Annotated in this window: 15 protein-coding genes; 12 read left to right on the plus strand and 3 right to left on the minus strand. The window is 59.9% G+C overall.

Going from position 1 to position 15,362, the window contains the following annotated elements; translation table 11 throughout:
- The first annotated feature begins 23 nt into the window (after positions 1-23).
- The 6 genes from rpsK to bfr all read left to right on the plus strand — a co-directional run bounded on the left by rpsK (position 24) and on the right by bfr (position 4,811).
- Complete coding sequence (gene rpsK, locus AC0IYN_RS13690) at positions 24-413, plus strand: 30S ribosomal protein S11 (protein ID WP_002555466.1); 390 nt, start codon at positions 24-26, stop codon at positions 411-413.
- 18 nt (positions 414-431) lie between these two features.
- Positions 432-1,052, plus strand: coding sequence for a 30S ribosomal protein S4 (gene rpsD, locus AC0IYN_RS13695; protein WP_003176404.1), 621 nt, complete (start codon positions 432-434; stop codon positions 1,050-1,052).
- A gap of 22 nt (positions 1,053-1,074) precedes the next feature.
- On the plus strand, positions 1,075-2,076 hold the full coding sequence (locus AC0IYN_RS13700; RefSeq protein WP_003176403.1) for a DNA-directed RNA polymerase subunit alpha: 1,002 nt from the start codon (positions 1,075-1,077) through the stop codon (positions 2,074-2,076).
- Between the two features lie 41 nt (positions 2,077-2,117).
- Positions 2,118-2,504, plus strand: a complete 387-nt coding sequence (rplQ, locus tag AC0IYN_RS13705; RefSeq protein ID WP_007918448.1) for a 50S ribosomal protein L17 — start codon at positions 2,118-2,120, stop codon at positions 2,502-2,504.
- Between the two features lie 238 nt (positions 2,505-2,742).
- Positions 2,743-4,191 carry a catalase gene (locus tag AC0IYN_RS13710; RefSeq protein ID WP_457238965.1) on the plus strand — a complete coding sequence of 483 codons (1,449 nt, stop codon included), beginning with the start codon at positions 2,743-2,745 and terminating at the stop codon, positions 4,189-4,191.
- 155 nt (positions 4,192-4,346) lie between these two features.
- On the plus strand, positions 4,347-4,811 hold the full coding sequence (bfr, locus tag AC0IYN_RS13715; RefSeq protein ID WP_033900044.1) for a bacterioferritin: 465 nt from the start codon (positions 4,347-4,349) through the stop codon (positions 4,809-4,811).
- Positions 4,812-4,877: 66 nt separating this feature from the next.
- On the opposite strand, the gene uvrA is transcribed toward bfr, so the two are convergent.
- Positions 4,878-7,712 carry an excinuclease ABC subunit UvrA gene (gene uvrA, locus AC0IYN_RS13720; protein WP_025857202.1) on the minus strand — a complete coding sequence of 945 codons (2,835 nt, stop codon included), beginning with the start codon at positions 7,710-7,712 and terminating at the stop codon, positions 4,878-4,880.
- A gap of 178 nt (positions 7,713-7,890) precedes the next feature.
- Between uvrA and AC0IYN_RS13725 the strand changes: the two genes are divergently transcribed.
- Entirely contained in the window at positions 7,891-9,285 is a 1,395-nt protein-coding gene (locus AC0IYN_RS13725) for an MFS transporter (protein WP_406596838.1), read from the plus strand.
- A gap of 9 nt (positions 9,286-9,294) precedes the next feature.
- Positions 9,295-9,810: a single-stranded DNA-binding protein gene (locus AC0IYN_RS13730; protein ID WP_003232445.1), complete on the plus strand. Its 516-nt coding sequence runs from the start codon at positions 9,295-9,297 to the stop codon at positions 9,808-9,810.
- 57 nt (positions 9,811-9,867) lie between these two features.
- Here AC0IYN_RS13730 and AC0IYN_RS13735 read toward each other — a convergent pair whose 3' ends face one another.
- Positions 9,868-10,785, minus strand: coding sequence for a LysR family transcriptional regulator (locus tag AC0IYN_RS13735; protein WP_406596839.1), 918 nt, complete (start codon positions 10,783-10,785; stop codon positions 9,868-9,870).
- A 101-nt stretch (positions 10,786-10,886) separates the two neighbouring features.
- Between AC0IYN_RS13735 and tam the strand changes: the two genes are divergently transcribed.
- Entirely contained in the window at positions 10,887-11,648 is a 762-nt protein-coding gene (gene tam, locus AC0IYN_RS13740; protein WP_471841751.1) for a trans-aconitate 2-methyltransferase, read from the plus strand.
- 29 nt (positions 11,649-11,677) lie between these two features.
- On the opposite strand, the gene AC0IYN_RS13745 is transcribed toward tam, so the two are convergent.
- Positions 11,678-12,229, minus strand: a complete 552-nt coding sequence (locus AC0IYN_RS13745) for a cysteine hydrolase family protein (protein ID WP_457238967.1) — start codon at positions 12,227-12,229, stop codon at positions 11,678-11,680.
- A gap of 96 nt (positions 12,230-12,325) precedes the next feature.
- Here AC0IYN_RS13745 and AC0IYN_RS13750 point away from each other — a divergent pair, with 96 nt between their 5' ends.
- From AC0IYN_RS13750 to AC0IYN_RS13760, 3 genes are all read left to right on the plus strand, one after another.
- Positions 12,326-13,285, plus strand: a complete 960-nt coding sequence (locus AC0IYN_RS13750; protein WP_406596842.1) for a GlxA family transcriptional regulator — start codon at positions 12,326-12,328, stop codon at positions 13,283-13,285.
- A gap of 171 nt (positions 13,286-13,456) precedes the next feature.
- Complete coding sequence (locus AC0IYN_RS13755; protein WP_457238969.1) at positions 13,457-14,566, plus strand: DUF3182 family protein; 1,110 nt, start codon at positions 13,457-13,459, stop codon at positions 14,564-14,566.
- Positions 14,556-15,311 carry an alpha/beta hydrolase family protein gene (locus tag AC0IYN_RS13760; protein ID WP_025857195.1) on the plus strand — a complete coding sequence of 252 codons (756 nt, stop codon included), beginning with the start codon at positions 14,556-14,558 and terminating at the stop codon, positions 15,309-15,311. The genes AC0IYN_RS13755 and AC0IYN_RS13760 overlap by 11 nt, the downstream gene beginning before the upstream one ends.
- The last annotated feature ends 51 nt before the right edge of the window (positions 15,312-15,362 follow it).

The following is a 15,362-nucleotide window of genomic DNA, read 5'->3' on the forward strand; positions in this document are numbered from 1 at the left end:
AGCGAATCGACAGGAAAATTATCATGGCAAAACCTGCTGCTCGTCCTCGTAAAAAAGTTAAAAAGACAGTGGTTGATGGCATCGCCCACATCCATGCTTCTTTTAACAACACCATCGTGACCATCACCGACCGTCAAGGTAACGCGCTTTCTTGGGCTACCTCCGGTGGTTCGGGTTTCCGCGGTTCCCGCAAGTCCACCCCGTTTGCTGCTCAAGTAGCTGCTGAACGTGCTGGCCAAGCTGCGCTGGAATATGGCCTGAAAAACCTCGACGTTAACGTCAAAGGTCCAGGTCCAGGTCGTGAGTCTGCTGTCCGTGCTTTGAACGGCTGTGGCTATAAGATCGCCAGCATCACCGACGTGACGCCAATCCCGCACAACGGGTGCCGTCCGCCGAAGAAGCGCCGCGTGTAATCCAGGAGATTGTAAAGAATGGCTCGTTACATTGGTCCAAAATGCAAACTCGCTCGTCGCGAAGGCACCGATCTCTTCCTGAAGAGCGGCGTGCGCGCGATCGAATCGAAGTGCAACATTGAAGCAGCACCTGGTATCCACGGCCAACGCCGCGGTCGCCAGTCCGATTACGGCACCCAACTGCGTGAAAAGCAGAAGGTCCGTCGTATCTACGGCGTTCTCGAGCGTCAGTTCAGCGGCTACTACAAAGAAGCTGCTGGCAAAAAAGGTGCAACCGGTGAAAACCTGCTGCAACTGCTCGAATGCCGTCTGGACAACGTTGTATACCGTATGGGCTTTGGTTCGACTCGTGCCGAATCCCGTCAGCTGGTATCGCACAAGTCGATCAGCGTTAACGGTCAGACCGTAAACGTTCCGTCCTACCAGGTTCGTGCTGGTGACGTGGTCGCAGTTCGCGAGAAAGCAAAAAACCAACTTCGCATTGTCCAAGCTCTCGATCTGTGTGCCCAACGTGGCCGCGTAGAATGGGTAGAAGTAGACACTGAGAAGAAGTCGGGCGTTTTCAAGAACGTTCCTGCTCGCAGTGATCTGTCCGCCGACATCAACGAAAGCCTGATTGTCGAGCTCTACTCCAAGTAAGGGCTAGAAAATAGGTGCATCCATGCAGATTTCGGTAAATGAGTTCCTGACACCCCGCCACATTGATGTGCAGGTTGTCAGTCCAACCCGCGCCAAAATTACTCTCGAGCCTCTCGAGCGTGGTTTTGGCCACACCCTGGGCAACGCGCTGCGCCGCATCCTGTTGTCCTCAATGCCCGGCTGTGCAGTAGTCGAGGCCGAGATTGACGGTGTGCTCCACGAGTACAGCGCCATCGAAGGTGTACAGGAAGACGTAATTGAAATCCTGTTGAACCTTAAAGGTCTGGCTATCAAGCTGCACGGCCGTGACGAAGTTACGCTGACCTTGTCGAAGAAGGGTTCGGGGGTGGTTACCGCTGCCGATATTCAGCTGGATCATGATGTCGAGATCGTTAACCCCGATCACGTAATCGCTAACCTGGCGTCTAACGGCGCCCTGAACATGAAGCTCACCGTAGCTCGTGGTCGTGGTTATGAACCGGCCGACTCGCGTCAGAGCGATGAAGACGAAAGCCGCAGCATTGGTCGCTTGCAGCTTGACTCTTCGTTCAGCCCGGTTCGCCGTATCGCATACGTGGTGGAAAACGCCCGTGTCGAGCAGCGTACTAACCTGGACAAGCTGGTTATTGATCTGGAAACCAACGGTACTCTGGATCCTGAAGAGGCTATTCGCCGCGCTGCAACCATTCTGCAACAGCAGTTGGCTGCGTTCGTCGACCTCAAAGGTGACAGCGAACCAGTGGTAATCGAGCAGGAAGACGAGATCGATCCGATCCTGCTTCGCCCGGTTGACGATCTGGAACTGACTGTACGTTCGGCTAACTGCCTTAAGGCGGAAAACATTTACTACATCGGCGACCTGATTCAGCGTACCGAAGTAGAACTGTTGAAGACTCCGAACCTGGGCAAGAAATCCTTGACTGAAATCAAGGACGTTCTGGCCTCCCGCGGTCTGTCCCTCGGCATGCGCCTCGACAACTGGCCGCCTGCAAGTCTTAAGAAGGACGACAAGGCGACTGCCTGATCGTCGTAATCACCGAACGTGAGTTTGGTAAGGAATGAACCATGCGTCATCGTAAAAGTGGTCGTCACCTGAGCCGTACCAGCTCGCACCGCAAGGCCATGTTCCAAAACATGGCGGTGTCGCTGTTCGAGCACGAGCTGATCAAAACTACACTGCCGAAAGCTAAAGAACTGCGTCGCGTTGCTGAGCCGCTGATCACTTTGGCCAAGACAGACAGCCTGGCTAACCGCCGTCTGGCTTTCGACCGTACTCGTTCGAAAGCTATCGTTGGTAAGCTCTTCAACGACCTGGGCAAGCGTTACGCTACCCGTGAGGGTGGCTACCTGCGCATCCTCAAGTGCGGTTTCCGCACTGGCGACAACGCGCCTATGGCGTATGTCGAGTTGGTTGATCGTGCTACTGCCGGCGAAGCTGTAAGCGCCGAGTAAGACGACAAGCTGTAACGAAGAACCGGGCCTAGTGCCCGGTTTTTTGTGCGCGTAACAAAAGCGCGATTCGTACAAGCGCCCACGGGTTGGGCTCGGCACTATGAAGGCTGGGGAGTCTGGTAGTTATTCTCTATCGACGCCTACAATTTAATGAATTTGTAGGCGTCATATTGATGATCAATACTTCCTCCAAGCCGATTAGCCGGCAGTTCCAAGTCCGACCTGAGGGAAATTGAGCATGAGTCAGAATAAAATCCTTACCACCGCCAGCGGCGCTCCCGTTGCGGATAATCAGAATTCCCGCTCCGCCGGCCCACGTGGCCCGCTGCTGCTCGACGATTTTCATCTGATCGAGAAGCTTGCCCACTTCAACCGTGAGAACATTCCTGAGCGCCGTGTACACGCAAAGGGCTCGGGCGCCTATGGCACCTTCACCGTTACCCAAGACATTACGCAGTACACCAGCGCCAAGCTGTTTGAGGCCGTCGGCAAGCAAACCCCGACCTTCCTGCGGTTTTCTACCGTAGGCGGTGAGCGCGGTTCGGCTGACACCGAGCGCGATCCACGTGGATTCGCCCTGAAGTTCTACACCGAAGAAGGCAACTGGGACATCGTGGGTAACAACACCCCAGTGTTCTTCATACGCGACCCATTGAAGTTCCCGGACTTCATTCACACTCAGAAGCGTCTGCCACAAAGCAACCTGAAGAGTGCACAAATGATGTGGGACTTCTGGTCGCACTCTCCGGAGGCGCTGCACCAGGTCACCATTCTGTTCTCGGATCGTGGCATCCCTGATGGCTACCGTCACATGCACGGCTTCGGCAGCCACACCTACAGCCTGATCAACGCCGCCGGCGAGCGTCACTGGGTCAAGTGGCACTACAAGACCAAGCAGGGCATCAAGAACCTGGCGCCGGCCGAAGCTGCACGCCTGGCCGGTACTGACCCTGATTACGCTCAGCGCGATTTGTTTGGTGCAATCGAGCGCGGTGATTTTCCGAAATGGCGCGTCTGCATTCAGATCATGACCGAGGCCCAGGCCAACGCTCATTACGAGAATCCATTCGACGTGACCAAGACCTGGTCGCAAAAAGAATTCCCGTTGATCGAAGTCGGCGAACTGGAGCTGAACCGCAACCCGCAAAACTACTTCGCAGAGGTGGAACAGGCTGCGTTCGGTCCTAGCAACATGGTTCCAGGTGTAGGCCTGTCGCCCGACCGTATGCTGCAAGGTCGTGTGTTCGCGTATGCCGATGCTCACCGCTATCGTGTTGGCACCAACCACCAGCAACTGCCGGTCAACGCTCCACGCAGCCCTGTGAACAGCTACCAGCGTGATGGCTCAATGGCATTTGGCAGCAATGGTGGCGCGGCGCCTAACTACGAGCCGAACAGCTACGCGGATGCTCCGAAACAGGCACCACAATACGCTGAGCCTGCTTTGGCCTTGAGCGGTGCGGCTGATCGTTACGATCACCGGGAAGACACTGATTACTACAGCCACGCCGGTGCGCTGTTCCGCCTGATGAGTGATGAGCAGAAAGCGTTGCTCACCAGTAACATCGCCGGTGCCATGGGTGGGGTTTCCAGTGATGTCGTCCAGCGTCAGTTGCAGCACTTCTACAAGGCAGATCCTGCTTATGGAGAAGCAATCGCAAAGGCACTGGGTGTATCGCTTAACTAACTCTAAACGATAAGCAGAACCGCCCTCATTTGGGCGGTTTTTGCGTTATTTCAGCTACTTTTCTCCGGAAATCTTCACTTTTCTGCCGTTGGTCCCGTGACCTTCGAGTCATCATGGTTCAAACTACAGACTTTCAAGCAGGGAGATGTAGGGCGATGCAAGGTCACCCCGACGTAATCGATTACCTCAACACGTTGCTGACGGGCGAACTGGCTGCTCGTGACCAATATTTCATCCACTCGCGCATGTACGAAGACTGGGGCTTTACCGAGCTCTATGAGCGTATCAACCACGAGATGGAAGAAGAGGCACAGCACGCCGACGCACTGATGCGCCGTATCCTCATGCTCGAAGGCACGCCGCGTATGCGTCCCGATGACCTGGATGTGGGCACCACGGTACCTGACATGCTCGCCGCCGACCTGCGCCTCGAGTACAAGGTCCGTGCCGCGCTCTGCAAGGGCATCGAGCTCTGTGAGCAGCACAGCGACTTCGTCACCCGTGAAATCCTACGGGTGCAGTTGAACGACACCGAAGAAGATCACACCTACTGGCTTGAAAAGCAGTTGGGCCTGATCAAGTTGATCGGCCTGGAGAATTACCTGCAATCGCAGTTCTGATTCCCGGCTACGAAAAAGCCCCTGTCACCGTAAAGTGACAGGGGCTTTTCATTGGGCCTGAATAAGTCAGGCCCGGTCGCGTTCCAGCAAGGGTTTCAAGTAGTAACCGGTGTGCGACTGCGGCATTTCGGAGACTTGCTCCGGTGTGCCCACGGCAATGATCTGGCCGCCCTTGGAGCCGCCTTCCGGCCCCAGGTCGACCAGCCAATCCGCGGTCTTGATCACATCAAGGTTGTGCTCGATCACCACCACCGTGTTGCCGTGGTCGCGCAGGCGGTGCAGCACGTCCAGCAGTTGCTGGATATCCGCGAAGTGCAGGCCGGTGGTCGGCTCATCGAGGATATACAGGGTCTTGCCGGTATCGCGCTTGGACAGCTCGCGGGACAGCTTCACCCGCTGCGCCTCACCACCTGATAGCGTGGTCGCCGATTGCCCCAGTTTGATGTACGACAAGCCCACGTCCATCAGCGTCTGCAGTTTGCGCGCCAGCGCTGGGACTGCGTCGAAGAACACCCGCGCTTCCTCGATGGTCATCTCGAGGGTTTCGTGGATGCTCTTGCCCTTGTATTTGATCTCCAGGGTCTCGCGGTTGTAGCGCTTGCTCTTGCACACATCGCACGGCACGTAGATGTCCGGGAGAAAGTGCATCTCCACTTTGATCAGGCCATCGCCTTGGCATGCTTCACAGCGACCACCCTTGACGTTGAACGAGAACCTGCCCGGCCCGTAACCCCGTGAACGGGATTCCGGAACACCTGCAAACAGCTCGCGAATCGGCGTGAACAAACCGGTGTAGGTTGCCGGGTTGGAGCGTGGTGTACGGCCAATCGGGCTCTGGTCGATATCGACCACCTTGTCCAGATGCTCCAGCCCTTTGATGCTGTCATGGGCCGCGGCTTCCAGGGTGGTCGCGCCATTCAGCGCGGTGGCACTCAAGGGGAACAGTGTGTTGTTGATCAGCGTCGATTTGCCCGAGCCGGAAACCCCGGTCACGCAGGTCAGCAGGCCTAGCGGAATTTCCAGGTCGACATTGCGCAAGTTGTTGCCACGCGCGCCCTTGAGGTGCAGAGCCAGCTTCTTGTTGCGTGGGGTACGTTTGGCCGGTACTTCGATCTTCACACGACCGGACAGGTATTTGCCGGTCAGCGAATCGGGATGAGCCATGACTTCGGCAGGCGTGCCCTCGGCTACGATATGTCCGCCATGCACACCCGCGCCCGGGCCAATGTCGACCACGTAGTCCGCCAGGCGGATTGCGTCTTCATCGTGCTCGACCACAATCACCGTGTTGCCGATATCCCGCAGATGTTTCAACGTGCCTAGCAGGCGGTCGTTGTCGCGCTGGTGCAAGCCGATCGACGGTTCATCGAGGATGTACAACACACCCACGAGGCCGGCACCAATCTGGCTGGCCAGCCGAATGCGTTGGGCTTCGCCGCCGGACAAGGTGTCGGCACTGCGATCCAGCGACAGGTAATCCAAGCCAACGTTGACCAGGAACTGCAAGCGCTCGCGGATTTCCTTGAGGATCTTGTCAGCGATTTCGCCACGGCGACCGGTCAACTTGAGTACACCAAAGTACTCACAGGCATCGCCGATCGGCAGGTTGGTCACTGCTGGCAATGTCTTCTCGCCCACCCACACATGCCGCGCCTCACGACGCAGGCGGGTGCCACGGCAATCCGGGCAGGGCTGGGTGCTGAGGAATTTCGCCAACTCTTCGCGCACGCTGGCCGACTCGGTCTCGCGGTAGCGACGCTCGAGGTTCGGCACGATGCCTTCGAACGGGTGGGAACGCTTGACGATATCGCCACGGTCGTTCAGGTACTTGAAGTCGACGTTCTGCGAACCGCTGCCGTTGAGGATGACCTTCTGCTGGTCTGCCGGCAGTTGGTTGAACGGCACTTCCAGGCTGAATTTATAGTGCGACGCCAACGACCCCAGCATTTGGAAGTAATAGACGTTGCGCCTATCCCAGCCGCGTATGGCACCCTCCGCCAGCGTCAGGTCACCGTTGACCAGGCGCTTGATGTCGAAGAACTGCTTCACACCCAGGCCATCACAGGTCGGGCAGGCGCCGGCCGGGTTGTTGAAGGAAAACAGCTTGGGTTCCAGCTCGCTGATGGCATGGCCACAGATCGGGCAGGCAAAGCGCGCGGAGAAGATGATCTCTTCGCCCGGCTCGTCGTCCATCGGCGCCACCAGGGCAATGCCGTCCGCCAGCTTCAACGCGGTTTCAAAGGATTCCGCCAGGCGCTGCTGCAGATCGGCGCGCACTTTGAAACGGTCGACGACCACATCAATGGAGTGCTTCTTCTGCTTGTCGAGCTTCGGCGCTTCGTCCAGCTCATACAGCTTGCCGTTGATCCGCGCGCGCACGAAACCTTGGGCGCGCAACTCTTCGAAGACGGAAAGGTGTTCGCCCTTGCGCTCACGGATCACCGGCGCCAGCAGCATCAGCTTGGCGCCTTCCGGCTGGGCCAGCACCAGGTCGACCATCTGGCTGACGGTCTGGGCTTCCAGGGGGATGTCGTGGTCCGGGCAACGCGGAATACCCACGCGTGCATACAGCAGGCGCAGGTAGTCGTAGATTTCGGTAATGGTGCCCACGGTGGAGCGGGGGTTATGGGAGGTCGACTTCTGCTCGATGGAGATCGCCGGCGACAGGCCTTCAATGGTGTCGACGTCGGGCTTTTCCATCATCGACAGGAACTGGCGGGCATAGGCCGACAGCGATTCCACATAACGACGCTGGCCTTCGGCATACAGCGTGTCGAACGCCAGGGACGACTTGCCGGACCCGGACAAGCCGGTGATGACGATCAGTTTGTCCCGGGGCAGGGTCAGGTCGATGTTCTTCAGGTTGTGGGTTCTAGCCCCACGAATCAGGATCTTGTCCAAGATGGCCTCGCACGGCGGGCGTAAATAATGCCGGAGTATACGGCTAAAGACTGGATGAATATACACTGTCAAAAGGCCGCTTGCAGCCTTAGATGAAAGCTGCGCGGCAAAGCGCCGCATATACCCTCTCAATCGATGGGACTGGTAGAATCGCCGCCGGTTCACACGAGGTTTTTCCATGCACGATCCCCACAGCGAACGCATGAGTAGCGGCGAGACCCGAGCGGCAAGCGGTCTGGCCCTGGTGTTCGCCTTCCGTATGCTGGGCATGTTTATGGTGTTGCCGGTGCTGGCGACCTATGGGATGGATCTCGCAGGTGCGACCCCCGCATTGATCGGCCTGGCGATTGGCGCCTATGGCCTGACCCAGGCGATCTTCCAGATCCCGTTCGGGATCATTTCCGACCGCATTGGCCGCCGCCCAGTGATCTACCTGGGGCTGATCGTGTTCGCCCTCGGCAGTGTGCTCGCAGCGCAGTCCGATTCAATCTGGGGCGTGATCGCCGGGCGTATCCTGCAAGGTGCCGGTGCGATTTCCGCGGCCGTCATGGCGTTGCTGTCAGACCTGACCCGCGAGCAACACCGCACCAAGGCCATGGCCATGATCGGCATGACCATCGGCCTGTCGTTTGCCGTGGCGATGGTGGTTGGCCCCTTGCTGACCCGCGCATTCGGCCTGCACGGGCTGTTCCTGGCCACTGGCGGCATGGCGTTGTTCGGTATCGTGATCGTGGCCTTTATGGTGCCGCGCTCTACCGGCACGTTGCAGCACCGCGAGTCCGGCGTCGCCCGCCAGGCATTGCTGCCAACGCTCAAGCACCCGGACCTGCTGCGCCTGGATTTGGGTATCTTTGTGTTGCACGCAATGCTGATGTGCAGCTTCGTCGCCTTGCCCCTGGCGCTGGTGCAAAAAGCCGGCCTGCCCAAGGAGCAGCACTGGTGGGTGTACCTCACCGCTTTGTTGATTTCGTTCTTCGCCATGATCCCGTTCATTATCTATGGCGAGAAAAAACGCAAAATGAAACGAATCCTGCTCGGCGCCGTCGCGACGCTGATGCTCACTGAGCTATTCTTCTGGCAGTTCGGCGACAGCCTGCGGGCGCTGGTAATCGGCACGGTGGTGTTCTTCACCGCGTTCAACCTGCTGGAGGCTTCGTTGCCTTCGCTGATCAGCAAAGTTTCACCGGCCGGCGGTAAAGGGACGGCGATGGGGGTGTATTCCACCAGCCAGTTCCTGGGTTCTGCACTGGGCGGCATCATGGGTGGCTGGATGTTCCAGCATGGCGGTTTGTCGGTTGTGTTCCTTGGATGCGCAGGTCTGGCTGCCCTCTGGCTAGCCTTTGCTGTTACCATGCGCGAACCTCCCTATGTGACGAGTCTGCGTTTGCCGTTATCGCCTGAAGCGATCCGCGAAGCCGGTCTGGTCGAGCGCCTTAAGGCCGTTACAGGGGTTACCGATGCCGTGGTTGTCGCTGAAGAAGCCGCCATCTACATCAAATTGGACACCGAATTATTGGATCGCGCGACGCTCGAGCAACTGGTCAACCCAGTGCCGACAGCGCGCCCAGCCTAGGAGAACGTTATGGCCCGTGGGGTTAACAAAGTCATATTGGTCGGTACATGCGGCCAGGATCCCGAAGTTCGCTACTTGCCTAACGGTAACGCCGTGACCAACCTGAGTCTGGCGACCAGCGAACAGTGGACCGACAAGCAGACCGGCCAGAAGGTCGAGAAAACCGAATGGCACCGTGTGTCGATGTTCGGCAAGGTCGCAGAGATCGCCGGTGAATACCTGCGCAAAGGTTCGCAGGTGTACATCGAAGGCAAGCTGCAGACCCGCGAGTGGGAAAAAGACGGCATCAAGCGTTACACCACCGAAATCGTGGTCGACATGCAAGGCACCATGCAACTGCTGGGCGGCCGTCCACAGGGCGACCAACAGGGCCAGGGCGGCATGTCCAACTCGGCACCGCGTCCACAGCAGTCGCGTCCGCAGCCAAGCCAGCAGCCACAGCGTGAGTCGCGTCCAGCGCCACAGCAGGCCGCGCCGCAGCCAGCGCCGGATTTCGACAGCTTTGATGACGATATCCCGTTCTAAGGTTTAATACCCGGAACGCACAAAACCCCCGTTGGCTCAGGCCTCGGGGGTTTTTTATTACCCGTGATCCGCCTCAGTCGACGCGGCGGTGACGACCATGTCCTTGAACCGTTGCAACACCGCCGAGCCATCCCCAACCCGCGTCGCCAAATGCAACGGCGCCACCAGGCTCCGGCACTCCGTCAACGCCCGATAAACGATGCCGTCACCGCGCAACCGCTGCATCGACGCCGGCACTATGGACACCCCAAGCCCAGCCGCTACCAGGCTCAGTGTCGCGGTCATGCGCGGCGCTTCCTGCACCACCTGCGGGCTGAACCCGGCTTCGCGGCAGGCCACCAGGATCGCGTCATACAACCCCAGGCCCACGCGACGGCGATACAGCACGAAGGACTCGGTCGCCAAGGCCGCCAAGGGCAGGGGGGATGCGAAGTCGCTTGCCAGCGGGTGGTCCGTCGGCAGCGCCAGCAGCATGGGCTCCACCAGGATCGGTTCGTCTTGCAGCGATTGCGTCCCGCTGAGCGGCGAACGGATAAACGCCGCGTCGAGTTTCTCGTGCGCCAGCGCGTCCAGCAGTTCGCCGGTACCGGCTTCCTCCAACACCACGGTGACGCCGACAAAGGTTTCACGAAACAGCCGCAGCACGCTCGGCACGAAGGGATGCAGTGCCGCCGAACTGGTGAAGCCGATCGCCAGCCGCCCGCGTTCACCGCGTGCCGCGCGGCGTACTACCTCTGCAATCCCTTCGGCTTGGGCGAGCATCTCCCGCGCTTCGTCCAGCAAGGCGAGCCCGGCAGTGGTAGGGCGCACGCCACGGGGTAAGCGCTCCATCAACACCACGCCCAATTCGGCTTCGAGGCTTTGCAGCATTCGGGTCAACGGTGGTTGCTGCATGCCCAGGCGTTCGGCGGCACGGGTGATGTAGCCTTCTTCGGCGATGGCGACGAAGGCCTTGAGTTGGCGAAGCTCCAGCATAGGGATACTTTTCAGGTATGGGAGGGCTCCAATCCTGGCATTTGTTCTCATGGCTCACAAGAATTAGGCTGTAGCCAACCTCAAAAAGAAGGAAAGCCGTGATGACCTGGTCAGCCAAGCAATACACGATGTTCGAACAGCAGCGCACCCGTCCCGTTCGTGACCTGGTCGCGGCTATCCCGAATACTGAGGTGCATACCGCCGTCGACCTGGGCTGCGGCCCCGGCAACTCCACCGAAGTACTGGCCGAGCGTTATCCGCAGGCCCACGTCACCGGCATGGACAGCTCCGATGACATGCTGGTCGACGCCCGCAAACGGCTGCCGGCGCTGAATTTTGAACTGGCGGATATCGGGGCGTGGCATCCGACGCAAGCCTTCGATGTGATCCTGGCCAATGCGTCGCTGCAATGGCTGCCCGACCACGCAGCGTTGTACCCGCACCTGGTCCGCCAACTGACACCCGGCGGTACGCTGGCGGTGCAAACGCCGGACAACCTCGACGAGCCCGCCCACCGGCTGGCCCGCGAAGTCGCCGCTGATGGCCCTTGGTCTGCCAAGATCGGCGCGGTCAAACACAATGAACGCCACGCGGCGGGTTACTACTACGAGCTGCTGAGTCAGCATTGCAGCAGTGTCGATGTGTGGCGTACCACGTATTTGCATCCATTGGTGGATCACGCGGCGGTGGTGGAGTGGTTCAAGGCTTCGGCACTGAGGCCATTCCTCGCGCCTTTGGATGACAGCGAAAAAGCTGCCTTCCTACAGGAATACCAGGCGCGGATTACCCAGGCGTACCCAGCACTGGCCGATGGCACCGTGCTGTTGCCCTTTCCGCGCCTTTTCATCATTGCCAGTGCGTAGGCCGTAACGACGCTATTGCCGGCAGCCTCCTACACGGGGGCGAGGAACTCATCGGTCGACACTACGGTTGCATAGCCGAACGCCAGTGATGCCATATAAGCGTCATGTACCTGCGCCGCCGGGATCACCTTGCCATTGAACTCCAGGTCCCGCGTGGCGCAGGCGTCATGGATCAGCGTGACCTTGTAGCCCAAGTCCGCTGCCGCCCGTACCACCGCGTCGATGCACATGTGGCTCATGCTGCCGACCACCACCAGTTCCGTGATGCTGCGTTGTTCCAGCAGGGCGCGCAGGTTGGTCTCGCGAAACGCATTCACGAAGTGCTTGAGCACCACCGGCTCACTGCCCTCGTTCAACACCTTGCTATGCAGATGCGCACCCTCGGAGCCCGGTGTGAAGAACGGCGCATCCTCGGACGTGAACTCATGACGCACGTGAATCACCGCATCGCCCGCCTGGCGGAATGCCTGCAACACCTGCGCGGCCTTGTCTGCTGCGGCGTCCACGCCGTCGAGTGGCCACTTGCCCTGGGGGAAGTAGTCGTTCTGGATATCGATTAGGATGAGCGCTTGCTTGGCCATGTGTGTTGCCTCGTGATGGGTTGATGGGCTCAGTATCTTAGCTGGCGCCTGCACCTGGGATTGGCTGCACCGACAATAACAGGGGGAAAACTGACAATGGTCGTTGTTGAGTTGGGCGTGTTGATCTACCAAGGTGCGCAATTGGCGGCCGTGCATGGCCTGACCGACCTGTTCGGCGTGGCCAACCGGATCGCCGCCGAGCATCAATCCGTGCAGTTGCCGCTGCTGCGGGTCAGCCATTGGCAGGTGGATGCGACCGGCACACCGGTGCGCGTATTCAGCAGCCACCCCGGCCCGGATCAACCGATGATGGCCGTGCTGGTACCGCCCTCGATCGGGGAGTTTACCGAAGACCAGGCGCCCCCTGCGTTACTGGGATGGCTTCGCCAGCAACACGCGGCGGGCACGGTACTGGGCGGTGTGTGCATTGGCTCGATCATGCTGGCGCGCAGTGGATTGCTTGATGGACGCAGCGCTACCACCCACTGGTCTTCCGCCAAATCCTTCGCAGCCCGCTACCCGGCCGTACGCCTGGAGGCGGATAAGCCGATCGTCGATGACGGCGACCTGATCACCACCGCCGGCTTGATGGCCTGGTCCGAACTTGGCCTGCGCCTGGTCGACCGCCTGATGGGCCCCAGCATCGCGGCGGATACGGCGCGTTTCCTAGTGATCGAGCACAGTGACAGTGCCAGCCAGTGCGGCAGCAACTTTGCGCCGATTCTCGGCCACGGTGATGCAGCCATCCTCAAAGCTCAGCACTGGCTGCAGGCCAGCGGTGCGGTGGAGGCTAGCGTGGCGGCGATGGCCCAAGAGGCAGGCCTGGAAGCGCGTACGTTCCTGCGGCGTTTTCGCAATGCCACCGGTTTGAAACCCACCGAGTACTGCCAGCACCTGCGTGTGGGCAAGGCGCGGCAGATGCTTGAGTTCACCAATGGCACCATTGACCATATCGCCTGGACCGTGGGCTACCAGGACCCCGGCGCCTTCCGCGCCACCTTCAAGAAAATCACCGGCTTGGCGCCCAGCGATTACCGCAGCCGTTTTGGCGTCTGAATCGTGCAGAACGCCGCGACCCCAACGCAACGTCGTGCAGAATGAGGCAGGCCAACTGCCATTGGTTTTCGGGCAACTGCTTGATTCGAAAACCTTCTCCTGCGAAATAGCCTTGGCCTGATCCCTGCAACCTTCTTGGCACACACAGGGCGCGATAGCCAAGGGGGACGCATGACCCCAACTCAACGCAAGAAGCTGGTAGTGGCTCACTCCACACGCGAGGGCGCGCCGCTGCACGAGGTCGAAACCAACCGCGCCCTGGCGCGCTGGCTGGCGCAGATACTCGGGCTCAAATTCGGCGGCAGCTACGACCCCGATCTGCATGCGGGGCGCGCGCTGTACCTGCTGCCCACGCAAACCCTGGTCGGCCCAGCGCAGGCGCGGGCGCTCAACATCAATGGCCCGGAGGACCTGTGGGGCGGGTACGTCGACCACGACTTCATCTGCACCAAAGCGATCAGCCATGGCTTGCTCGGCCCTGAGGCCAAGGCGCCGGAAGGCTGGTCGGCATTGTTTTGCGAGCGTGTGCGACCGGTGGTGCTGGATGGCTTGAGCGTGTTCGCCCTGGAGGACGCACGGCCCGCCGCCACCCGCCTGCTCGACAGTGGGCCCCTGCGCTTGAAACCCGTGCACGCCTGCGCGGGCCGTGGGCAGGAAGTTATCCACAGCCTTGACGAATTCGACGCCGTGCTGGCGCGACCCGACGCCGCAGAACTGTTCAATCAAGGCGTGGTGCTGGAGCAAGACCTGCACGACGTGATCACCCACAGTGTCGGCCAGAGCTTTATCGGTGAGCACGTTTTCAGCTACTGCGGCGAGCAATACCTGACGAAAGACGGGCAGGGCGAAGATGTCTATGGCGGCTCCAACCTGCTGGTAGTGCCCGGTGGCTACGAAAACCTGTTAACGCTCGACTTGCCCGGTGATGTACGCGAAGCCATCGAACAAGCCCAGGTTTTCGACAATGCCGCCGATGAGGCCTACCCGGGTTTTTATGCCTCTCGGCGCAATTACGACATCGCCCAAGGCCTGGACAGTGACGGCCAGCGGCGCAGTGGCGTGCTCGAACAATCCTGGCGCATGGGCGGGGCGAGCAGCGCGGAAGTCGCGGCGTTGCAGAGTTTTATCAATCACCCCGGCTTGCGCGCGATCCACGTGTCCTCGGTGGAAACCTACGTGGACCAACCCCTGCCTGCCGATGCTATCGAGGTGTATCGCGGGCCGGCGGAAAACAGCGAGTTTCTTCTCAAGTACGTGACGGTTAAATCTTATGACGGCTAGAAGCGAAAGCATTGCGATCGATATCGACGACGAACAGATGAGCGGCACCTTCCTGAGTCCCAAGTCCAAAGTACCGGGGGTGCTGTTTGTGCACGGCTGGGGCGGCAGCCAGGAGCGCGACCTCGAACGCGCCAAAGGCATCGCCGGCCTGGGCTGTGTGTGCCTGACCTTCGACCTGCGTGGCCACGCCGGCACCGGCATTCCGTTGTCCCGCGTCACCCGTGAGGACAACCTGCGCGACCTGCTGGCGGCCTACGACCGGTTGTTGTCCCACCCGGCCATCGACACCTCGGCGGTGGCGGTGGTGGGCACCAGCTACGGCGGGTACCTGGCGGCCATCCTCACCTCACTGCGCCCGGTGCGCTGGCTGGCGCTGCGCGTACCGGCGCTGTACCGCGACCAGGAATGGCTCAAGCCCAAGCGTGATCTGGATAAGGCCGATCTGATGGATTACCGCAGCACGCTGGTGCATGCCGAAACCAACCGCGCCTTGCACGCGTGCTCGGCGTTTACCGGAGATGTGCTGATCGTCGAGTCTGAAACCGATGATCATGTGCCCCACGCCACCATCATGAGTTACCGCGCGGCGTGCCAGCAGACGCACTCCCTGACCCATCGCATCATCGATGGCGCCGACCATTCCCTCAGCGATCCGGTGTCGCAGCAGGCCTATACCTCGATCCTGGTGGATTGGATCACCGAGATGGTGGTGGGTGAGCGGTTGAGCATCATTCAGTCCCAGTAGGGGGTGTCCTTTAGATGGCTATCGTCGGCAAGCCGGCTCCTACAGGGGACG

Source organism: Pseudomonas sp. AC112 (genome assembly GCF_979253545.1).